This window comes from Candidatus Collinsella stercoripullorum (assembly GCF_027669965.1).
GTDB lineage: Bacteria > Actinomycetota > Coriobacteriia > Coriobacteriales > Coriobacteriaceae > Collinsella > Collinsella stercoripullorum.
On the sequence record NZ_JAQECM010000023.1, the window covers coordinates 1 to 20698 of the forward strand.

Sequence of the window (20698 nt, forward strand, 5' to 3'; positions counted from 1 at the left end):
GGGAAATTATCACCTGTCCCTATTTTCCCAGCCGGCATGACGAGGACCCCGGTGCGGGGCCCTCGAGCTCGGAGATTACGTCAGTGCGCGCCGCCCTGGCCGTAGTAGGCGTTCGGGCCGTGCTTGCGCAGGTAGTGCTTGTCCTGCAGGTACTGCGGGGCGGGGGCCACGCCGTCCTGCAGCATCTCGGTGCGCGCCGCCATCTTGGCGACCTCGTCGAGCACGACCGCGTGGTACACGGCCGCATCGGCGTCCTTGCCCCAGGTGAAGGGACCGTGGTTGCGCACGAGCACCGCGGGCACGGCCACCGGGTCGATATCGCGCTCGGCGAAGCCCTCGACGATCACCTTGCCGGTGTTGAGCTCGTAGGCCTCCTCGATCTCCTCCTCGGTCAGCCCGCGCATGCAGGGGATGGGGCCGTAGAAGTAGTCGGCGTGGGTCGTGCCGTACGCCGGGATATCGCGACCGGCCTGCGCCCACGACACCGCCCACGCGGAGTGCGTGTGCACGACGCCGCCGATCTTGTCGCCCCACTCGCGGTACAGATAGGCATGGGTGGGCGTGTCGGAAGACGGGTTGAGGTCGCCGTCGACGACCTTGCCGTCCAGGTCGCACACGACCATGGACTCAGGCGAGAGCTTGTCGTAGTCCACGCCGGAGGGCTTGATCACGAACAGGCCGCTGTCGCGGTCGAACTCGGAGGCGTTTCCCCAGGTGAAAACGACCAGTCCGTGCTTGGGAAGGTCCATGTTCGCCTCGTAGACCTTCTCGCGGAGCTCTTTGAGCATCATGGTGAGTCTCCTCTCCTTGGATGGGTTGAAATGACCCCGTCCCCAAATGACCCGTTAGGCGAAGGCGCGCTCGGCGGCCTTCTCGGCCTCGTTGGCCTGCTTGAAGGAGGCCAGGAACGAGCGGTAGCCCTCGACGTCCGCGGGATCGGGCTCGATGGTCGCGCCCTCCATGTCGGCGAAGACCTTGCCGTTCAGGAAGTCGGCCAGCGACTCGCCCTCCTCGCGGCGCGCCATGTAGGCGGCGGCGACGGCCTGGCCCCAGGCGCCGCCCTCGCCCGCCGTCGACATCACGGTGACGGGGGCCTCGAGCGCCGCGGCCAGCAGGCTCTGGGCGACGACCGGCGTCTTGAAGATGCCGCCGTGGCCGTAGAGCTTGTCGATCTTGACGTCCTCGGCGCGCAGGGCCTCGTTGCCCGCGGCGAGCGCGCCGAAGGCGGCCATGATGTTCATGCGCATGAAGTTGGCGACGGTGAACGCCGCGTTCTGCTTGCGCGCCACGAGCGGGTAACCCGTCTGCACGCCCATCACCGTCTCGCCGGAGATGAACGGGATCGACACGAGACCGCCGGCGTCCTTGTCGGCGTCGAGCGCCGCGCGGAACAGCTTCACGAACGCGTCGCCCTTGTCCACCTCGACGCCCATGAGCTCGGCGAACTCGCACAGCAGGTTCACCCAGCCGTTGATGTCCGAGGTGCAGTTGTTGCAGTGCACCATGGCGACCGGGTCGCCGACCGGGGTGGTCACGAGGTCGATCTCGGGGACGGTCGCGTCCTTGAGCGCATGCTCGAGCACGATCATCGAGAACACCGAGGTGCCGGCGGAGACGTTGCCGGTGCGCGGGGCGATGGAGTTGGTGGCGATCATGCCGGTGCCGGCGTCGCCCTCGGGCGGGCACAGCGGGCAGCCGGGCTCGAGGTCGCCCTCGGGGTCGAGCAGGCGCGCGCCCTCGGCGGTCAGATGGCCGGCGCACTCGCCCGCCACCAGGATCTTGGGCAGCAGGTCCTCGACCTTCCAGGCGACGCCCTTGCTCGCCACCAGCTCATCGAACTTGGCGATCATCGCCGCGTCGTAGTCGCGGGTCTCCGAGTCGATGGGGAACATGCCGGAGGCGTCGCCGATGGAGAGCACCTTCTCGCCGGTGAGGCGCCAGTGGGCGAAGCCGGCGAGCGTGGTGAAGAAGTCGATGCTCGCCACGTGCTCCTCGCCGTTCAGGACGGCCTGGTAGATATGGGACACGCTCCAGCGCTCGGGGGTGTGGAAGGCGAACAGCTCGGAGAGCTCGCGGGCGGCCTGGGTCGTGGTGGTGTTGCGCCAGGTGCGGAACGGCACGAGCAGGTTGCCCTCGGCGTCGAAGGGCAGGTAGCCGTGCATCATGGCGGAGATGCCGAGCGCGCCGACCTTCTTGAGCGTGACGCCGTACTTCTCGGCGACGTCGGCCTTGAGCGCCGCATAGGCGGCGGCGAGCCCGGCGAAGATCTCCTCCTCGCTGTAGGTCCAATAGCCGTCGACCAGCGAGTTCTCCCAGTCGAAGGCGCCGATGGCGATCGGCTCGTTATCGGAGCCGACCAGCACCGCCTTGATGCGGGTCGAGCCGTACTCGATGCCGAGCGCGGTGGCACCGGACTCGATGTCGGCGATGATCTGTTCTTTCGTCATGGCCATAAGTTTTACTCTCCTCATCATGGAAACGGCCGCGCCCGACAGGGCGGGACGCGGCCGAATCTTGCAGAGCTTCAGACGGGGACCACTGGGAAAAAGGTGCCTGTCCCTATTTTCCCGATCCCCTATCGCGCATTAGCGGTAGAAGACCTCGCCGAGCTTGAGGTCGCGCTTGAAGTCGCGGATGTTGGTGTTGGCGTCGATGACCACGGCCTCGACGCCCATGGCGTCGGCCCAGTCGATCATCTGGTCGGCCGTGAGGTCGTAGGAGAACGCGGTGTGGTGCGCGCCGCCCGCGTAGATCCAGGCCTCGGTGCCCACCTTGAGGTTGGGGCGCGGGGTCCAGAACACGGTTCCGGTCGGCAGCATCGGCATGGGCTTCTCGACCTTCTTGCAGTCGACGTCCTGGATGATCAGGCGGAAGCGGTTGCCGAGGTCGATCAGGGAGGTGGCGATGGCCGGGCCGGTCTTGGCGGTGAAGATCAGGCGCGCCGGGTCCTCGCGGTTGCCCATGGACAGCGGCGTGGCGCGGATGGCGATCTTACCCTCGGCCACGGACGGGTCGACCTCGGACATATGGGACTCGAGGATGCCCTCCTTGCCCGGAACCAGGTTGTAGGTGTAGTCCTCCATGAGCGCGGAGCCCTTGGCGGTCGGGTCGCCGGCGGTCATGACCTTCATGAGGCGAACCATGGCCGGGGTCTTCCAGTCGCCCTCGGGGCCGAAGCCGAAGCCCTTCTGCATGAGGCGCTGGATGGCGAGGCTCGGCAGCTGCTTCAGGCCGCCCAGGTCGCCGAAGTGGTCGGAGAAGGCGTTGTAGTTGTGCTCGACCAGGAAGCGCTCGATACCGATCTCCTGCGCGGCCTGGACCTCGACGTGGGCGCGGAACTCCTCGGGATCGCGGCCGTCGAGCACGATGTCGTAGGTGTCGTAGTACTCGTCGGCGAGGGCCTTGACCTCGGCGGGGGTCACGGCGTCCACGTAAGGGACGAGCTCGTTGACGGGCCAAGCGTCCACGGTCCACCCGAAGACCTGCTGGGCCTCGATCTTATCGCCGTCGGTCACCGCGACGTTGCGCATGGTGTCGGCGAAGCGGCAGACGCGGATGTTGCGGCTCTCGATGACGCCCACGGCGACGCGCTGCCAGGCGCCGAGCTCGGCGAGCACGGACTCGTCCTTCCAGAACCCGAAGATCACCTTGTGGTCCCAGCGCATGCGGGCGAAGATGTGCCCCAGCTCGCGCTCGCCATGGGCGGCCTGGTTCTCGTTCATGAAGTCCATGTCGATGGTGTCGTACGGAATCTCCTCGTTGTACTGCGTCGCGAACTGGCACAGCGGCTTGCGCAGGTCGGTGAGGCCGGCGATGTAGTTCTTGGAGGGCGAGAAGGTGTGGGCCCAGGTGATGATGCCGGCGCACTCGGGATCGTTGTTGGCCTCGTTGAAGGTGGCCTGGATCACGTCGGCGGTCAGCAGGTTGGGCTTGAGCACGACCTCGAACGGGACCTTGTCCGACGCGTTGAGCGCCGCGACGACCTCGGCGGAGTGCTCGGCGACATGCTGGAGCACCTCGTCGCCGTACAGATCCTGGGTGCACGGGCAGAAATAGAACTTGTACTTCTTGATCTCGAGCATTTGCTGGCTCCTTTGCGGGTTGGATGATCTGCCCTGCGGCCGGACGGCCGCAGCCTGCCGGACGGGGCGCCCGGGCGGGCATCCGGGCCCCGGGCGCCCCAGCCGGACACCGCGAGGACCGGGCGGACCCGGTCTTCGCGGGGAAGGGGCTTATTTGATGACCTGGTTCGCTGCGCGCTCCGAGAAGATGGCCACCATGATGACGAACACGATACCCATGATCAGCTGCTGGATCTCGGTGGTGAAGCCCATCATGACCAGGCCGCGCTGGAGCACGAGGTAGGACAGGACGCCGGTGACCACGCTGGAGAAGCGGGAGCGGGCGCCGCCGTTGATGGGCATGCCGCCCAGGACCAGGGCGATGAGGATCTGGGTCTCGAGCATGTTGCCCGAGGAGGCCGTCACGGAGCCGACGCGAATGGCGTTGATGAGCGCCGCGAAACCGGTGATGCAGCCGGCGACCACGTAGATGATGATCTTGGTGCGCTGCACGTTGATGCCGGCGAAGCGGGCGCCGCTCTCGGACGCGCCGATGGCCTTGAGGTTGGAGCCGAGCGCCGTGAAGTGGAGCACCAGGTAGGCCACGACGAGCACGGCCACGGTGATGCCGATCAGCAGCGGGGTGTTGGTGGCCAGCGCGGTGAGGTAGGTCGCCGCGTAGACCGGGCTGGTGGTGGTCACGTAGGCGATCACGCCGCGCAGCAGGAACATCATGCACATCGTGACCACGAAGGACTGGATCTGGCCCTTGACGTGGAACACGGCGTTGATGAGGCCGATCACCGCGCCGGTGGCGATGCCGCCGAGGATGGCGATCACGGGGTTGTACTGCGACAGGAAGCACACGACCGCGCAGGACAGGCCCATCATGGAGCCCTGGCTGAAGTCCAGGCACCCCATGGACATGATCATGTAGACGCCCACGGTGGCGATCATGAGGGTGAAGCCGCCGGAGATGATCAGCGTGATGTTGCGCGGGGTGATGAGCAGACCACCCGTCGCGACGGCGAAGAACGCCACGATCGCGACGAAACTGATGATGGGCAGGAAGCTCTTGATCTGATGCCAGTCGAATTTCTTCTCCTGGTCGGCCGTCACGGCCTTGGTATCGGTAGAAGCCATCTGTTTCGCCTCCTTAAATCATCTTCGCGATGATGTCTTGCTCGGTCAGGTCGGGGCTGCGGAACAGCTGCCCGTTGATCTTGCCGTCCTTCATGACCAGGATGCGGTCGCACATGCCGATGAGCTCCATGATCTCCTCGGAGATGATGAGGATCGCCTTGCCCTGGTTGCGCATCTCCTCGAGCAGCGCGTAGATGTCGGCCTTGACGCCGATGTCGATGCCGCGGGTCGGGGAGTCGAGCAGCAGGATGTTGGACTGCTTGCCCAGCCAGCGCGCGAGGACGACCTTCTGCTTGTTGCCGCCGGACAGCGCCGAGACGTACTGGTCGACGCCCACCATCTTGGTGGACATGATGTCGGCGTACTTCTTGGCGAAGGCCTTGAGGTTCTTCTGCTTCAGGATCAGGCCCATGTCGCGCATCGAGGGCAGCGTGATGTTGTCCTGGATGGTGTCGTTGATGAGCAGGCTTTCGTTGTCGCGGTCCTTGGAGGCGTAGGCGATGGAGTGGTTGATCGCGGCGTTGATGTCGTCGATCGGGGTGCCGTCGCCGAGCATGACCGTGCCCTCGCGGTCGTAGGACGCGCCGAACATGGCCTTGCCCACCTCGTGCATGCCGCACTCGGACAGGCCGCCGATGCCCAGGATCTCGCCCTTGTGGAGCTCGAGGGACACGTCGTCGAGCGAGCCGGGGACGGAGACGTTCTGCATCATGATCGCGATCTCGCCCTGGGGCTCGATCGTGTAGTCCGGATAGTCGGTGCGGTAGTAGTGGTCGTCCATCTCGCGGCCGACCATGAGGGTCTTCAGCTTGTCCTCGTCCACGTCCTTGGCGTTGATGGTGGTGATGTAGTCGCCGTCGCGCAGGATGGAGATGCGGTCGGACATGCGCAGGACCTCGCCCATGTCGTGCGAGATGAAGATGACGCAGTGGCCCTTGGCGCGGACGTCGAGCATGACCTCGAACAGCTTCTCGCGGCCGTCCTGGGACAGGGCCGTGGTGGTCTCGTCGACGACCAGGATCTTGGGGTCGAACCACGTGGACTTCAGGATCTCGATGATCTTGCGCTCCTCGAAGTTGTAGTTCTCGATGGGAGCGGTGGCCTTGATGCGCGACAGGCCGAACCCGTCGAGCAGCTCCTGGGCCTTCTTGTTCATCGCGGCGGTGTTCTTGATGCCGTACTTCATGAAGCGGCCCTCGTCGCCGAGGAACAGGTTCTCCGCGACCGTGAGCCCGTTCAGGGTGCCGAGCTCCTGGACGATGACGGCGACGCCGTGGTGGTTGCCGTCGACCTGGTTCTTGGGCGCGATCTGCTCGCCGTCGAGCGTGAAGGTGCCCGAGCCGATCGGCAGGATGCCCGTCAGCATGTTGGTGAACGTGGACTTGCCGGAGCCGTTCTCGCCGATCAGGGCGTGGATCTCGCCGGCGTAGAAGTCGAGGGAGACCTCCTTGACCGCGTGCGTGGGGCCGAACTTCTTATCGATTTTGTCAGCGTGAAGCAACAGCTTGTCTGCCATGGTGCGTCCCTCCTCTACTTTACGACAGCGCCCTTGACGCGCTTGACGGTCAGGGTCACGACGACCAGCAGCGTAGCGCCGGTGACGACGTCGTTGATGGTGGTGGGCATGCCGAGGGCCACGAAGCCGGCGAACATCATGGAGATGATGAACTCGCCGATGACGATGGCGACGACGGGGTGACCGAACTTCTTGAACGCCAGGCCGAAGAAGGCGCCCATGAGCGGCGTGAAGTTCAGGGACTGGGAGAGCATGCCGGTCATCGGGGTCTGGGCGGTGCCGTAGCCGATGTAGAGGACGGCCATGACGCCGACGAAGCCGGAGCACAGGATGAACGCGATGAACTTGTACTTATCGACGTTCACGCCCATGTTCTTGGCGGTGAGCTCGTTGGTGCCGATGGCGTTGATGTAGGTGCCGACCTTCGTGTACTTCAGGATGAAGCCGCACAGCAGGAAGGCGATCAGCGCCAGGATGACGTTCCAGGGATAGGAGCCGAACATGTTGTACTCGGCGGCCAGACGGGTGCCGGCCCAGTTGGAGGCGAACACCGAGAAGCTCTCGTAGATGAGCGACAGGCCCACGGTGACGATCAGCGACGGGATGCGGAGCACCGTGTAGGCCAGGCCGTTGAAGAAGCCGAGCAGGATACCGCAGATGATGGGGGCGGCGACGAGGCCGACCACGCCGAACATCTGGGAGAAGCCGATCGACAGCAGGCACGCGAGCACGAGCACCGAGCCGATCGAGAAGTCCCACAGGCCCTGGGTGACGATGAAGTACATGCCGCAGCCGCCGACCGCGTAGATCAGGGCGCTCTGCAGGTACGTCATGACCTGCTCGGGGGAGCCGAACGTATCGGGCCGCAGCACCTTGAAGATGGCCCAGCAGATGATGGTGAGCACGACGAGGAAGCCCACGCCGAACCACTGGCTCTGCTGGAGTTTCTTGATTGCGTCCATACACCTCTCCTTCCAATGACTGTATGGGCAACCCGAAAAGCGAGGGGCAAGCTCCCAAGGGAACCTGCCCCCCGCTTCAGGAAGATGGCCGAAGGGTTACTCGCCGTGGCGGGACATGACGTCCTCGATGGACAGCGAGGTCGCCGAGGTGTTGAGCTCGTCGAAGCTCATCTCCGCGAGGCCCGCGATCTCGTCGTCGTTGTACGGGTCGTCGTCCACGAAGTACTTCTCGTAGTTCTCGTACTCGGCCACGGAGGACACGAAGACGTACGGGAACTGGATGTCCTTGCCGAACTCGCCCTGGACGGGGACGAAGTCCTCCTTGCCCTTGATGGCGTTGTAGACCATGATGAGGGCGTACAGCGGGTCGCAGAAGTGGCCGCCGGACTCGCAGTACATACCGCCGGTCTCGAGCTGCTCCTTCAGGTCCTCCAGGAAGTCGGTGGAGGCGACGCGGATGCTACCGGTCTTGCCCATGTTGGCGAGCTGGCCGATGGAGCCGACCAGCGGGTCGCCGCCGCCGCCGGCGACGATCAGGGCGTCCATGTCGGGGTAGTTGTTCACGAACTGCTGGGTGACCTGCGCGCCCTCGGAGGAGGAGGTGTTGGCGTAGACCGGCTCGGTCATGGTCACGGGGTCATCGGGATGGGCCTCGTTCCAGGCGTCGACGCCGTTCTGGTAGCCGGTCCAGCGCTGCTGGAAGGTGGCGTCGCCGACGGTCCAACCCTCGAGGCAGATGTTGCGGGCGCCCTTCTGGATGCCCTCGTAGGCGTCGGGGTTGTCCATGGTCAGCAGCTCGATGAGCTTCTCGCCGTTGCCGACCTCGTCCTCATGGACGGCGCCCACGTAGTACTGGGAGTTCTGCGCGGTGGCGTAGACGTCGGGGCTGTTCTGCTCGTTGATGATGCGGTAGAACTGGGCCAGGTAGACCTGGTTCTGGTCGCAGGTGGAGATGCAGGCCTGCATCTCGGAGTCGGCGGAGTTGCAGACGATGATGCCCTGGCAGCCGGCGGCGCACAGGGTCTCGATGGAGGCGGTGACCTGCTCGGAGACGTGGCCCTGGTCGACGTAGTTCAGCTTGACGCCGAGGATGCCGGCGGCCTTGTCGAGGATGTTCTTGGACAGCGAGCCGAGCGCGTCGGTGGAGCTCCAGATGGAGACGCCGATCATGATGTCGCCGTCGGCGGCACCCGAGCCGGAGCCGCCGCCCTCGCCGCTGCAACCGGCGAGCGCGCCCGCGGTCAGACCGAGACCGGCGGTCGCGGCGCTCAGCTTGACGAAGTTGCGCCTCGATACCTCTTTCATGGAATACCCCTTCCATTCCCCCCGGAAGCGCTCCTCGCGCCTTCGGGAAACTGTTGGCCGTGCGGCCGTGTTGCCTGCGGGTTCGCGCGCCCGCTCACTGCGCCCGGTGCGTGCGCGACCTGTTCCTGCTAAACATTTGCCGAACACATCACCGAACATCGACAAAACATTTATATGTCCAACTCCCGCTATTTGGGTGCATTATGCTGCGAACGGTCGCTGCGGGGCCGCAAACGGTTTTTCTACATCTGCGGTATGTTTTGCATCATTTATGCACGTCGCACTCTATCAGCGTAAATACGATACCCCCTACTCAAGCAGTCGGGAATACGGCGGTTCGCGTTTACCTACCGTTCGCGGGTGTTCAGATTCTTGTTCACCCATTCCCGCACGCGAAGGGGTACACTGCAAACTGTTTAGTAAGTGTTTAGTTGCTGGGAGGGCGTCATGCCTACCGCAAAGATCAGCGTGCGCGAGATCAGCCGCCGCACGGGGTACTCCCCCGCCACCGTCTCGAACGCGCTCAACAACAAGCGCGGCGTGAGCGACGAGACGGCCGCCGAGATCCGCCGCGTCGCCGCCGAGATGGGCTACCATCGCGCCGGGCGCCTGAAGCGCGCCCAGTTCGTCATGGGCCGCAACTCCGGGCGCATGCTCGACGAGGGCTCCTTCCGCCTCGCGGTGGTCAACGGCGTCGAGGAGGAGGCGCGGCGCTACGGGCTCACCGTCTCGTACACCACCGTCGAGCTCGCCGACTCAGCGACCTGCCAGCGCGAGCTGGCCGCCATCATGAGCGACCCCACCGCGGGCATCATCCTGCTGGGCACGGAGATGACCGAGAGCGACTACGACCTGTTCGCGCACTGCCCGGTACCCCTCGTGCTGGTGGACGGGCAGAGCGACAACCACTTCATCGAGTCGATCCTGTTCTCGAACGAGGGGTCGACCTACCGCGCGGTCCGCTCGCTCGTGAGGCGCGGGCACCGGCAGATCGGCTACCTCGCCGGCAAGCTCCGCATCCGCAACTTCCCGCTGCGCGAGCGCGGCTACGAGCGGGCGCTCGCCGAGGTCGGGGTCCAGCCCCAGGCGAAGTTCCGCGTCTCGCTCGGCACCGACAAGATGGAGAACGCCTACCGCGACATGCTCGCGTGGCTGCAGCGCGAGCCCGAGATGCCGACGGCGTTCTTCGCCGAGAACGACGCGCTTGCCGTCGGCGCCATGAAGGCACTCGCGGAGTGCGGGTTCGACATCCCGGGCGACGTCTCGATCGTCGGGTTCGACGACGTCGAGTTCGCCGGCGTGGCGCATCCCGCGCTCACCACCGTGCACGTGCCCCGAACCGACCTGGGGCGCATCGCCGTCCGCAAGCTCATCGAGCAGGTGGAGCAGCCCACCGAGTACACCTGCGTGACCCATCTGAGCACGCGGTTCGTGGAGCGCGAGAGCGTGCGCTCGCTGCTGTAGGGCTCGCCGAGGCGCCGGCCGGCCACCGGTCGCAGCCGGCGCCCCCCTACTCCACCGTCACCGACTTCGCCAGGTTGCGCGGCTGGTCGACGTCGCAGCCGCGCATCACGGCGACCTCGCGCGCGAGCAGCTGCAGCGGGACGCTCGCCGTGATGGCGCAGAAGGCGTCCCGCACCGGCGGGATGTAGATCACATGGTCCGCGATGCGGCGGATGTCCTCGTCCCCCTCGGTCGCCAGCGCGATGATGTTCGCCCCGCGGGCCTCGCATTCCTTGAGGTTCGAGACCACCTTGTCGTAGACGGGGCTGTCCGTCGCCACCGCGATCACCGGGAAGCCGGGGTCGATCAGGGCGATGGGCCCGTGCTTCATCTCACCCGCCGCGTACGCCTCGGCGTGCAGGTAGCTCACCTCCTTGAGCTTGAGCGCCCCCTCGTAGCTGATCGCGGCGCCCATACCGCGCCCGACGAACAGCGCCGACGGAGCGTCCTTGCAGGCGAGCGCCGCCTCGTGGACCGCCTCGCGCTGGGTGTCCAGGATCCACTGGATCTGGGCCGCGGTATCGCCCAGCTCGCGGAACAGCATGCGAACCTGCCCGACCGTGAGCTTCCCCTTCACCTGGCCCAGCAGCAGGGCGAGCAGGGTCAGGCTCACGATCTGCCCGATGAAGCTCTTGGTCGACGCGACGGCGATCTCCTTGTTGGCCTTGGTGTAGATCACGCCGTCGGACTCGCGCGCCACGGGCGACCCCACCACGTTGGTGATGCCGAATACCTTGGCGCCCTTGATGCGCGCGTCGCGGATGGCGGCGAGGGTGTCCGCCGTCTCGCCGGACTGCGACACGGCCACCACGAGGGTGGACGGGGTGATAATGGGGTTGCGGTAGCGGAACTCGCTCGCCGCCTCGACCTCGCACGGGATGCGCGCCCATGCCTCGATAAGGTTCTTGGCGATGAGGCCGGCGTGGTAGCTCGTGCCGCAGGCGATGACGTAGACGCGGTCGATGAGGTCGAGCTCCTCGAAGGAGAGGCCGAGCTCGTCGATGTCCAGCTCACCGGTTGGGCTCAGCCTGCCGACCAGCGTGTCGCGCACGACGCGCGGCTGCTCGCAGATCTCCTTGAGCATGAAGTCGGGGTAGCCGCCCTTCTCCGCGAGGTCGATGTCCCAGTCGATATGGGTGACGTCGGGCTCGATGGGCCGGCCCTGCTCGTCGCTGAACTCGATCCCCTCCGGGGTGAGGCGCGCGAACTGGCCGTCCTCGAGCACCACCACGTCGCGGGTCGCGTCGATGAGCGCGATGACGTCGGAGGCGACGTAGCTGCCGCGCTCGCCGCGGCCGACGACGATGGGGCTGTCCTTGCGCGCCACGGCGATGACGCCGGGCTCGTCGGCGCAGACGGCCGCCAGCCCGTATGCGCCCACCACGCGGGTGCAGGCGGCGCGCACCGCGGCCATGAGGTCGCCCGTCGCCGGGATGCCCGCATCCGGACGGCCGTCGTAGGCCTCCTCGATCAGGTGCGCGAAGACCTCCGTGTCGGTCTCGCTGGCGAAGCGGTGGCCGCGGGACTCGAGCTCCGCGCGGAGCTCGGCGAAGTTCTCGATGATGCCGTTGTGGACGACCGCGATGCGGCCGTCGCAGCTGGTGTGGGGATGCGCGTTGGCCGTCGTGGGGCGGCCGTGCGTCGCCCAGCGCGTGTGGCCGATGCCGCAGGTGCTGGCGTCGTCGCGGTGCGCGAGCTCGGACTCGAGGCCCGCGACCTTGCCCACCCTGCGCACGATGTCCAGGCAGGTCGCCCCGCCCCCGGGCCCCGCCGCGCGCTCGAGCGCCACGCCCGCCGAGTCGTAGCCGCGGTACTCGAGCCGCTTGAGCCCGGAGATGAGGACGTCCTTCGCTGTATCCGATCCGGTGTATCCGACGATTCCGCACATGAGCGCATCCTTCCAGCCGATCGTCCGCGCACCGTGCGCGCACTGACCCCAACGGGCGACGCGATCCCGCCCGACCCGGCCCGTCCCGATCGCACGGGCCCCATGTGGCTGCCCATTGTACGGAAGGAAGGGGTGCCGTTCGGCCTAAACTGGTATTCGATTTCAGATACCACATGAAGACCAGCGATTGGAAACGCGGATGAAACACGGAGGACGGGTCTACACGAGCTTCCGGTAGGGGACGTAACGCTCGTAATCGGCGAACATCAGGTGACGGGCCGCTCCCAAACGGAAACGAACGGTCGCCGGGCTCATGCCGCGCGCGCTTCGATGCCCGGAAATTGAAGCGCTTTAATCAAGGCGTCTCGATGCTACAATCCCGATAGGAATACCGTGAGAGACGCAAGAGGGGCGGCACATGGCGAAGGTGACGATAGGCGACGTGGCCCGTGAGGCGGGCGTGGCGCTCGGAACCGTGTCGAACGCGCTCAACCATCCCGAAAAGGTGCGTCCGGAGACCCTCAAGGTGGTCAACGACGCCATCCGGCGTCTCGGGTACGCCCCCAACCAGAGCGCGCGCCTGCTCGCCGGGGGGAAGAACCCCACCTTCGGACTCGTCCTCTCGCAGCTGAACCACGGCCTGAGCCTGCAGATCGCGAGCGGCGCGAGCACCGAGGCGCAGCGCCAGGGCTACGGGCTGCTCATCGCCACCGCGAACCAGAGCTCCGCGCTCGAGTCGCGCTACACCCGCTATTTCATGGGCACACAGGTGTCCGGCGTGCTCGTGCAGGCGGGACCGGACGAGGCCGCGTGCCATAAGCCGGGGCGCGTCCCCGTCGCCTTCCTCGACATCCAGAGCGACGGGCCGGGGTTCTTCATCGCGGCGGACAACCGGGCGCAGGGCTCGCTGATCGCCGAGCACGCCGCGTCCCTCGGCGCCCGGCGCATCGCGGTGATCGGGCACCCGGGCTCCCCCCAGGCCGCACGAAGGCTCGAGGGCATCCGGACCGCCATGGAGCGTCGCCCGGACATCGAACTCGAGGTCCTCGACAAGGGCGGCGCCGACCTCGCCGCCGACGGATTCGAGCTCGGCCGGGAACTCGGCCGGCGGGGCCCCGGGGCGCGCCCCGACTTCGTCATCGGCCTGAGCGACGTGCTGGCGGTGGGCGCCATCGCCGGCATCCAGGCATCCGGGCTCACCGTGCCCGACGACGTGCGCGTCGCGGGATGCGACGGCAACCCTCTCGCCTGGAGCGGCACCGTCCCGCTCACCACCTGCGTGCCCACCGGGTACGAGATCGGGCGCCGCGGGATCCTGCGCCTCGTCGAGCAGATCGAGGCGGCGCGCTCCGGCGCCGACCGCGCCGAGCTGCTCGCCGAGAACCATCAGGAGCTCGTCCCGCCGTTCATCCTCGCGCGCGCGAGCACGCAGGGCAGCTCGCCGATGCAGCCCTCCGACGTCATCGGCCTCAACCTCGGAACGTTCCTGTGACGCCCCGGCGCCCGGCGGGCGCCCGCTCGGCTCCGGCGCGCGAACGGCCCTGACCGGCAAGGGGGCGACGCGAACGAGCGCCTCGGGCGCGGGCTCGCCGGGCAGGCCGCGGCCCGTGCGCCCCACCTATCGAAAGGCGAAGACACCCATGGATGAGAAACTCGAAGCGCTCATGCGGCTCCTCGTCTCGTACGGACGCGTCGCCGTGGGCTACTCGGGAGGCGTGGACAGCACCTTCCTCGCGGCGGTCTGCGCCCGCTGCATGCCCGGGGACGCGGTGCTCGTGCATCTCGACACCCCGTTCATCGGCACCCCGGAGCGGTCCTCCTTCGAGCGCGAGGCGGAGCGCTTCGGCCTGCCGGTACTCGCGATCACCCTGGATCCGCTTTCCGACCCAGATGTCGCCGCGAACGATGCGGACCGCTGCTACCGCTGCAAGCGCGCGGGATTCGCCCGCATCCTAGACGTCGCGCGCGAGCACGGCTGCCCGGTCGTGCTCGACGGGAGCAACGCCGACGACGCGGGGGACTTCCGCCCCGGCATGCGCGCCCTGGCGGAGCTCGGCGTCCGCTCCCCGCTCATGGAGACCGGATGGCGCAAATCCGAGGAGCGCGAGCTCCTGCGCGCCTGGGGCCACCCGGTCTGGGACATGCCCGCCGGCGCCTGCCTCGCCACGCGCATCCCCTGCGGCGAGGCGCTCACCGCGCGCAAGCTGGAGGCCGTCCGAGCCTGCGAGGATCTCCTGCACGGCAGGGGCCTTCGCCAGGTGCGCGCACGGCTCATCGGCGGGGCGCTTCGCATCGAGGCGGCACCGGAGGAGCTGCCGGCACTCGGGAAAGCCGTCACGGGCGGCGTCGAGCTCGACGGGGACCTCGTCGCAGCGCTGCTCGAGCGCGGCGCATCGGCCGTCGACCCGGTGGCCGTCCCCTATGCCCACGGCGGCATGAACGCCGCATCGTGACAGGAGCCCGTCCGCGGCAAGCGGGCGGCGGGGCACCCGAGGGCATCGGATGCTATGCAGCCGAACAGTCGGCATTGTCTCGCCGGGCACCCCGCCCGTCCGCGGCAAGTCGACCGCATTGTCCCCGTGCTGTGAAGGAGCCGTAAGGTCTTCTTTATACTGACCCCCGCCTGCTCGCCCGAGCCGCGCCTATGCGGTATCGTGTCCGCGGCAGCGCTGCGCCCCGCAGCATCTCCGAACACGAAAGGGGGCACCATGGTCGAATGCTACAAGACCGGGTTGGACGGAATCACCACCAAGATCGATGCACCGGAATCAGGATGCTGGGTCAATGTCGTGGAACCCACGCCTGAGGAACGCATATGGCTTGAACAGACCGTCGGCATCGTGCCCGAATTCGTCCGTTCCGCGCTCGACGAGGAGGAGACCTCCCATATCGACTACGACGAGGACGTCAACCAGACGCTCGTCATCGTCGACTACCCCAGCGAGGAGGACGTCGAGGACATGCAGGACCCCTCGATGCTGCAGTACACCACCCTGCCCATCTCGGCTATCTTCCTGCGCAACGAGAACATCATCGTCACCGTCAGCCTCCAGGAGAGCCCGATCGTCCAGGATATGGCGAGCGGGCGCGTGCGGCAGGTCAACACCCGCATGCGCACGCGCTTCCTCCTCCAGATGCTGCTGCGCATCTCGCAGAGCTACCTGGTTCACCTGCGGCGCATCGACCGCCTGACGGTCAAGACCGAGTCGAGCCTCTACGGCTCCATGCGCAACGAGGAGCTCCTGCAGATGCTCTCGCTCGAGAAGTCGCTCGTCTACTTCTCGACCTCGCTCAAGTCCGCCGAGGTGACGCTCAACAAGATCATGCACGGCAAGCTCATCACGCTGTACGAGGAGGACGAGGACCTGATGGAGGACGTCATGATCGAGGTCCATCAGGCCCAGGAGATGTGCGCCATCTACAGCGACATCCTCTCCGGCACGATGGACGCCTACGCGAGCGTGATCTCCAACAACCTGAACATCGTCATGAAGGTGCTGACCGTCATCACCATCGTGATGGCGATCCCCAACATCGTCTTCGGCTTCTACGGCATGAACGTGAGCCTCCCGTTCGAAGGGGTCCCGTTCGTGAACACGTGGCTCTTCCCCACGCTGCTCGCCGTCGCGGCATGCGCGGTCGCCGCCCTCATCTTCAAGAAGAAGGGGCTGTGGCGCTAGTCCACCCGCCCTGCCGGGCGCGCCAAATGCGCCCCTTGCGATATTGTGCGCATCTTTTCCGACTGCGGCCCGGGCAAGGAGCTCGGGCCGTCTGCCACCTGGGGGTTTCCCTCGCGCCCGGCCTCCTATGCAGGCGGTTCTGAAAAGATGCGCACAATACCGTCATCCCCGGACCTGCCGGTTTGTTACCGGCGGGCGCGGCCCCGCCTCCCTCGCAGTGAAAGGCTGGTCCGGGTACCAACCACAAGCCGCACCGCGCTCCGTACGATTGACCTGACGGAATCCGACGCGAATCAGGAGGGATTCGTATGGAGCAATGGGACGTTATCGTCAACCGAGTCGTAGCGGAATAGGATGGTCAGCGCATCGGTCTCGCTTGTGAAGCGCGCCAGGTTCTTCTCGTCGCTATCGACCCTTGCCAACGGGTCGTACTCGAATCCAGCAAGATACCAGTCGTGAAAGTGCTCGGCTATCCGCATGAGATAGTCCGCGTTTTCCCGGGTGTGTATCGTGTTCCACCCCATTCGGATCACCGCCTGCCCATATCAACACGTGCCAACGAGTTCGTCGGAGCTTCCGTCATGCATGCTTGGCCCCACTTCTCGGTTCTTCGCGGTTAACGATAACCCCAGATCCTCAGCAAACCACTGCACGAACCGGCTGCGTTCTTCATCGTTACTCTCGCGGTCGCGCTGGTCAAAAACTAGATTCACGAGCTTTCTCCCTATCGGGGAGATGACAATCTGGCACGCAGGCCTTCCGCCCTCCTCCGTACAACGTTCGAACGCCTGAACACGTACGCTGAGAGCTTGTCGATGAAGCGCTCCGCCGTCCAGCCCGACCAGTCCCTGTCGTGGAAGAGCTAGACCTTGAGCCCGCCGAAAAAGCCCTCGCACGCGGCGTTGTCGGGCGAGTGGCCCCTGCGCGAGTCGCCGGGCAGCCTGAACTCGGTGATGTCGGTGGCCACGACCTCGCCGGAAGCGCCGGCGGAGAAGTCGTGGAGGTCGCGTCGGCTTGGCTACCCACTGGAACGCGGAAGAGACGAAAAAAGGTCACCGGATTGAACCGATGACCTTGATGTTCTTGGTCGCGGGGGCAGGATTTGAACCTACGACCTCCGGGTTATGAGCCCGGCGAGCTACCAGACTGCTCCTACCGACGTAGGCGATAGCGCCGCTTGGGGCTGTTGGCCGTTCCAATCCCCTCAACAATTCCCTCTTCCATAAGCGCGGACAGATATCGGCGTACCGTTTTTATTGACATTCCCGACGCCTTCGCAAGTTCCGACGTGCTTACGCTCTCACGATCAGCAATGTAACCGAGGATGGCCGTCTTTACATTTTCCTTTGTGTATGACCGGCCTTCCTGGTCCGTCATACGTCGATGCCTCATGATCAAGACAAACTCATCGAGAGTACTCTTGGCAATCGGCGCGGGCATCAAGGCCCGCTCGAGCTCCCTATTAATCGTCGGATAGCCCGAGCCTCGATTTTCGACAACACGACCGACCCTGCCATCAACATCGGAATACGGCACATCCTCGAGAATTCGAGCCAAAAATTGGTTCCTCGACGCCGTCGCGCCTCGTTGTCCCAAACGTTCGACCGTCAACGAACCGAACAAGCCGCCGGGATTGGACAGCTCCAGGCGATCGGGATAAAGGTCGACCATTACCGGGGTGCCCAACGCGTCGGGAGAATAATCCCTATGCATCAGCGCATTAGCAACAGCCTCGCGGACCGCAGCCAACGGGTAGTCCGGCACGTTTTCCCTCAATGCGCCTTTTACGATTGCGCCATGCTTCATGTTTCGCGATGCGGCCCGCACCGCATCGACCACCATGATGGGTATTGGCCCGTCAATATCAACCGAATCAGAAAAGCGTTCCCCGGCTCTCCCCACCTCGCCTTTTTTCGGTGTTGGATACGCCGTGAACACAACATTGGCTCGAGGAAAAAACTGCTGCGGACAAAAACCCAATGCCATAATGCCGGCAACGGTCGGCCTCAAAATCCCTTCAGCATCGGGAGAAACCACACGCCGATTCGCCATGAGCTCCTCATCGCTTAAGGCGGCGGACCTGCCCAGCGTTGTCGCTCTCACACGCGAGAGCCATCCCGTGAGCAATTCTTGGTCAAAGTCATCCATCGTTGCGCCCTCAACAACAACGGCATCGTTGCGCGCGCTCCGGTATTGATTCTCGATGTATCGATCGATTTCATAAGAGGACATCTTATGATCGCCGTCACCAGTTCTTATGTATGAGCCAAGACGCTGTCCAAGTTTTTTGACATAGCACGGCTTTTCTCGAGACGACGCCTCGGGGACATTAACCACGACGACGGGCTTTGACTCAAACTCCAAGACTATGATGTCCACCATCTGAGGAGGCTCAATGAGCTCCCTCGCCGCTTGGGCACTATGCGCCTGGATTGTCTTTACATCAACATCCACCGAATGAAAGCCGTCTTTTTCGCTGATGCCAAATACGATCGTTCCGCCGGTTCCATTAGCAAAAGCGGAAATTGAGTCCGCCATCGTCTTGGGGAAACCGCCTGCCGCAGTTTTGAGTTCGTATTCGGCAAGGTCCGTCCCTGCGGTCCTCATATGCTCAACCGCAGCGGCCAGTTCAATATCATTCGTTATGAACATAGCTCGCCCTTCGACTGAATCAATAGCTCGCTCCTACTATACCTCAGTCATTCCCTAGTTCCCTAGTAGAGTTCCCTAGTTCCCTAGTAAAGTTCCCTAGTTCCCTAGTAGAGTTCCCTAGTTCCCGCCTTACCGACATGTACATGTTCGGATGTACGGAGCGCCCCTTCGATATGACGGAGTACGTCCTGCCGAAACATCTCGATCTGTAACACCTAGCCGCCCAAATCGGGTCTAGATGTTACAGATCGAGATTTTGTTTGGGAGGCCGAGAATTGGACCGAAAACACGGTCCCGAAATAACAAAAAAGCTCGCCGGCTAGGCCGACGAGCTGCAAGTTCTTGGTCGCGGGGGCAGGATTTGAACCTACGACCTCCGGGTTATGAGCCCGGCGAGCTACCAGACTGCTCCACCCCGCAATGTCTGGTTGCGCCTCAGCGCAAGAAAATATATTACGAACCCCGAACCGACAATGCAAGGAGAACATCCTCCTCGGCGAGGACTCCATATTTGCGACACATCGCCGCACGCGACCGAGCCGACCGCCGCCGGCTCACTGAACCGAGGTAATCGCACCCGCCTGCGCGCTCGGCCGAGCGGCACACCCGCCCGGGCGAGCCGCGTGCAGCCCCGCCGCCTGCGCTACTCGTCCCGCGCGCGGCCCTCCCGGTCCTCGAGAGCCCGCTCGAGCGCCCGGACGTCCTCGCTCGTGCGCTTCGCCCGGCGCGCCAGCACGAACACGTACGCGAACAGCGCCAGCCAGATGCCCACATACGCCCCGATCACAAACGGTGCTGCGGGCAGCACGGTCGAATAGACCTCGGACAGAATCGGATCCATGGTTACTCCTCCCCTGCGGCGGCATCGCCGCGCTCGCTCGCATATGCCCGGTCGCTCTCACCGGCGCCGGGCGAGACGGCACCGAACTCGCTCGAACCGGTCGCACCGGAAACGACGGGCGCCCCGGCGGAAACCCCGCTCGCTCCGGCCCCGTCGCCGCCCGCGCCATCGCCTGCCGCCGCACCCGAGGCGACCGCCGCGCCCCGCGCCTGCAGCCGCGCGAGCGCCTCCTCGGCTGCCGCACGGTTCGCCCGTGCGTCCTGCTCCTCGAGCCGCTCCTTCAGCTCCTCGACCGCGAGGGCGTCGGCGTTCACCCGCCACGCCACACGGTACAGCACGAACGCGATCATCAGCATGCCGAACAGCCCGAGCAGGAACGGGATCAGCATCATCGGCGGCAGGCCGCTGTCGGTGCGGAACACCACCGGATGGATGGAGCTCGGCACGAGGCGCGTGATCAGAAACGAGATCGGCGCGTCGATGAACGCAACGATGCCGAACACCGCGCAGAAACGCGCCCTGCGCTCCGGGTCGTCGATGGCATTGCGCAGGATGAAATATGCGATCACCAGCAGCATCAAGATGAAATACGTGGTCAGGCGCGGCTCCCACACCCACCACACGCCCCATTCGAAGCAGGTCCACAGATCGCCCGAGATCATGGTCGCCGCGATGAGCACGAGCGTGACCTCCATCGCCGTCTTCGACCGCACGTCATAGGCGCGCTCGCGGGTCATGAGGAACCGCACCGCGAAGAACGCCGCGAACCCCATGGCGACGAACGATGCGATCGCCACCGGGACATGCAGGTAGAAGATCTTCTGGGACAGCAGCAGCTTCGTGGTCCCCTGCCCCCCGCCGATGACGACCGGCTCGGCGAGTTGCGCACCCTGGACGAGGGGCGCCAGGGTGAAGGCCCACACGATGTCGACGGCCGTGAGCAGCGCGCCGGCAGCGAGCAGGATGGGGAGCAGCCGATCGGGCAGGCCGACCGGCCCCCTCACGGCTCCGGCGGGTTTCTCGCCTCGCGTCATCTGGTCTCCTTTCAAGCCTGCATGGACAAGCCGTTCCATGGTATCGCACCGGCACCGCGCCGGACGGGTCGGCCCGGCGAGTACGCGCACCCGGCGGAGGGCCCGCGGGAGCC

At 65.4% G+C, this 20698-nt stretch carries 16 protein-coding genes and 1 tRNA gene; 4 read left to right on the forward strand and 13 right to left on the reverse strand.

Going from position 1 to position 20698, the window contains the following annotated elements; all coding sequences use genetic code 11:
* Positions 1 to 80 precede the first annotated feature (80 nt).
* The 7 genes from PHA29_RS06105 to PHA29_RS06135 all read right to left on the reverse strand — a co-directional run bounded on the left by PHA29_RS06105 (position 81) and on the right by PHA29_RS06135 (position 8987).
* A complete protein-coding gene (locus PHA29_RS06105; protein ID WP_270848668.1) occupies positions 81 to 791 on the reverse strand; it encodes an L-ribulose-5-phosphate 4-epimerase in 711 nt (236 codons plus the stop codon).
* Between the two features lie 54 nt (positions 792 to 845).
* Positions 846 to 2453, reverse strand: coding sequence for a xylulokinase (locus tag PHA29_RS06110; RefSeq protein ID WP_270848669.1), 1608 nt, complete (start codon positions 2451 to 2453; stop codon positions 846 to 848).
* A 132-nt stretch (positions 2454 to 2585) separates the two neighbouring features.
* Complete coding sequence (araA, locus tag PHA29_RS06115; RefSeq protein ID WP_270848670.1) at positions 2586 to 4082, reverse strand: L-arabinose isomerase; 1497 nt, start codon at positions 4080 to 4082, stop codon at positions 2586 to 2588.
* Between the two features lie 150 nt (positions 4083 to 4232).
* Complete coding sequence (locus PHA29_RS06120; protein WP_270404165.1) at positions 4233 to 5204, reverse strand: ABC transporter permease; 972 nt, start codon at positions 5202 to 5204, stop codon at positions 4233 to 4235.
* 13 nt (positions 5205 to 5217) lie between these two features.
* Positions 5218 to 6720, reverse strand: coding sequence for a sugar ABC transporter ATP-binding protein (locus tag PHA29_RS06125; RefSeq protein ID WP_270404163.1), 1503 nt, complete (start codon positions 6718 to 6720; stop codon positions 5218 to 5220).
* A gap of 14 nt (positions 6721 to 6734) precedes the next feature.
* Positions 6735 to 7682 (reverse strand): ABC transporter permease, encoded by a 948-nt coding sequence (locus tag PHA29_RS06130; RefSeq protein WP_270404162.1) that lies wholly within the window; start codon positions 7680 to 7682, stop codon positions 6735 to 6737.
* Positions 7683 to 7778: 96 nt separating this feature from the next.
* Positions 7779 to 8987: a sugar ABC transporter substrate-binding protein gene (locus tag PHA29_RS06135; RefSeq protein ID WP_270404160.1), complete on the reverse strand. Its 1209-nt coding sequence runs from the start codon at positions 8985 to 8987 to the stop codon at positions 7779 to 7781.
* A 447-nt stretch (positions 8988 to 9434) separates the two neighbouring features.
* Between PHA29_RS06135 and PHA29_RS06140 the strand changes: the two genes are divergently transcribed.
* Positions 9435 to 10451: a LacI family DNA-binding transcriptional regulator gene (locus PHA29_RS06140; protein ID WP_270848672.1), complete on the forward strand. Its 1017-nt coding sequence runs from the start codon at positions 9435 to 9437 to the stop codon at positions 10449 to 10451.
* Positions 10452 to 10497: 46 nt separating this feature from the next.
* Here the strand turns inward: PHA29_RS06140 and glmS are convergent, their stop codons facing one another.
* On the reverse strand, positions 10498 to 12378 hold the full coding sequence (gene glmS / locus PHA29_RS06145) for a glutamine--fructose-6-phosphate transaminase (isomerizing) (RefSeq protein ID WP_270848673.1): 1881 nt from the start codon (positions 12376 to 12378) through the stop codon (positions 10498 to 10500).
* Between the two features lie 418 nt (positions 12379 to 12796).
* On the opposite strand from glmS, the gene PHA29_RS06150 reads away from it, so the two are divergent.
* The 3 genes from PHA29_RS06150 to PHA29_RS06160 all read left to right on the forward strand — a co-directional run bounded on the left by PHA29_RS06150 (position 12797) and on the right by PHA29_RS06160 (position 16058).
* Positions 12797 to 13870, forward strand: coding sequence for a LacI family DNA-binding transcriptional regulator (locus tag PHA29_RS06150; RefSeq protein WP_270848674.1), 1074 nt, complete (start codon positions 12797 to 12799; stop codon positions 13868 to 13870).
* 148 nt (positions 13871 to 14018) lie between these two features.
* Positions 14019 to 14831 (forward strand): ATP-dependent sacrificial sulfur transferase LarE, encoded by an 813-nt coding sequence (locus tag PHA29_RS06155; protein WP_270848675.1) that lies wholly within the window; start codon positions 14019 to 14021, stop codon positions 14829 to 14831.
* A gap of 255 nt (positions 14832 to 15086) precedes the next feature.
* Positions 15087 to 16058 carry a magnesium transporter CorA family protein gene (locus PHA29_RS06160; protein ID WP_270404153.1) on the forward strand — a complete coding sequence of 324 codons (972 nt, stop codon included), beginning with the start codon at positions 15087 to 15089 and terminating at the stop codon, positions 16056 to 16058.
* A 293-nt stretch (positions 16059 to 16351) separates the two neighbouring features.
* Here the strand turns inward: PHA29_RS06160 and PHA29_RS06165 are convergent, their stop codons facing one another.
* The 5 genes from PHA29_RS06165 to PHA29_RS06185 form a co-directional block, all read right to left on the reverse strand.
* Positions 16352 to 16537 (reverse strand): hypothetical protein, encoded by a 186-nt coding sequence (locus tag PHA29_RS06165; protein ID WP_270848676.1) that lies wholly within the window; start codon positions 16535 to 16537, stop codon positions 16352 to 16354.
* A 673-nt stretch (positions 16538 to 17210) separates the two neighbouring features.
* On the reverse strand, positions 17211 to 18710 hold the full coding sequence (locus PHA29_RS06170) for an ATP-binding protein (RefSeq protein ID WP_270404140.1): 1500 nt from the start codon (positions 18708 to 18710) through the stop codon (positions 17211 to 17213).
* Positions 18711 to 19053: 343 nt separating this feature from the next.
* A tRNA-Met gene (locus PHA29_RS06175) sits at positions 19054 to 19130 on the reverse strand.
* 223 nt (positions 19131 to 19353) lie between these two features.
* Entirely contained in the window at positions 19354 to 19551 is a 198-nt protein-coding gene (locus PHA29_RS06180) for a CcmD family protein (RefSeq protein ID WP_270848677.1), read from the reverse strand.
* 2 nt (positions 19552 to 19553) lie between these two features.
* On the reverse strand, positions 19554 to 20585 hold the full coding sequence (locus PHA29_RS06185; RefSeq protein WP_270848678.1) for a cytochrome c biogenesis protein: 1032 nt from the start codon (positions 20583 to 20585) through the stop codon (positions 19554 to 19556).
* Between the last annotated feature and the right edge of the window lie 113 nt (positions 20586 to 20698).

Coding starts and splice junctions, on each gene's coding strand:
- PHA29_RS06105 (WP_270848668.1), bottom strand. CDS start 791: ATGATGCTCAAAGAGCTCCGCGAGAAGGTCTACGAGGCGAACATGGAC.
- PHA29_RS06110 (WP_270848669.1), bottom strand. CDS start 2,453: ATGGCCATGACGAAAGAACAGATCATCGCCGACATCGAGTCCGGTGCC.
- araA (WP_270848670.1), bottom strand. CDS start 4,082: ATGCTCGAGATCAAGAAGTACAAGTTCTATTTCTGCCCGTGCACCCAG.
- PHA29_RS06120 (WP_270404165.1), bottom strand. CDS start 5,204: ATGGCTTCTACCGATACCAAGGCCGTGACGGCCGACCAGGAGAAGAAA.
- PHA29_RS06125 (WP_270404163.1), bottom strand. CDS start 6,720: ATGGCAGACAAGCTGTTGCTTCACGCTGACAAAATCGATAAGAAGTTC.
- PHA29_RS06130 (WP_270404162.1), bottom strand. CDS start 7,682: ATGGACGCAATCAAGAAACTCCAGCAGAGCCAGTGGTTCGGCGTGGGC.
- PHA29_RS06135 (WP_270404160.1), bottom strand. CDS start 8,987: ATGAAAGAGGTATCGAGGCGCAACTTCGTCAAGCTGAGCGCCGCGACC.
- PHA29_RS06140 (WP_270848672.1), top strand. CDS start 9,435: ATGCCTACCGCAAAGATCAGCGTGCGCGAGATCAGCCGCCGCACGGGG.
- glmS (WP_270848673.1), bottom strand. CDS start 12,378: ATGTGCGGAATCGTCGGATACACCGGATCGGATACAGCGAAGGACGTC.
- PHA29_RS06150 (WP_270848674.1), top strand. CDS start 12,797: ATGGCGAAGGTGACGATAGGCGACGTGGCCCGTGAGGCGGGCGTGGCG.
- PHA29_RS06155 (WP_270848675.1), top strand. CDS start 14,019: ATGGATGAGAAACTCGAAGCGCTCATGCGGCTCCTCGTCTCGTACGGA.
- PHA29_RS06160 (WP_270404153.1), top strand. CDS start 15,087: ATGGTCGAATGCTACAAGACCGGGTTGGACGGAATCACCACCAAGATC.
- PHA29_RS06165 (WP_270848676.1), bottom strand. CDS start 16,537: ATGCGGATAGCCGAGCACTTTCACGACTGGTATCTTGCTGGATTCGAG.
- PHA29_RS06170 (WP_270404140.1), bottom strand. CDS start 18,710: ATGTTCATAACGAATGATATTGAACTGGCCGCTGCGGTTGAGCATATG.
- PHA29_RS06180 (WP_270848677.1), bottom strand. CDS start 19,551: ATGGATCCGATTCTGTCCGAGGTCTATTCGACCGTGCTGCCCGCAGCA.
- PHA29_RS06185 (WP_270848678.1), bottom strand. CDS start 20,585: ATGACGCGAGGCGAGAAACCCGCCGGAGCCGTGAGGGGGCCGGTCGGC.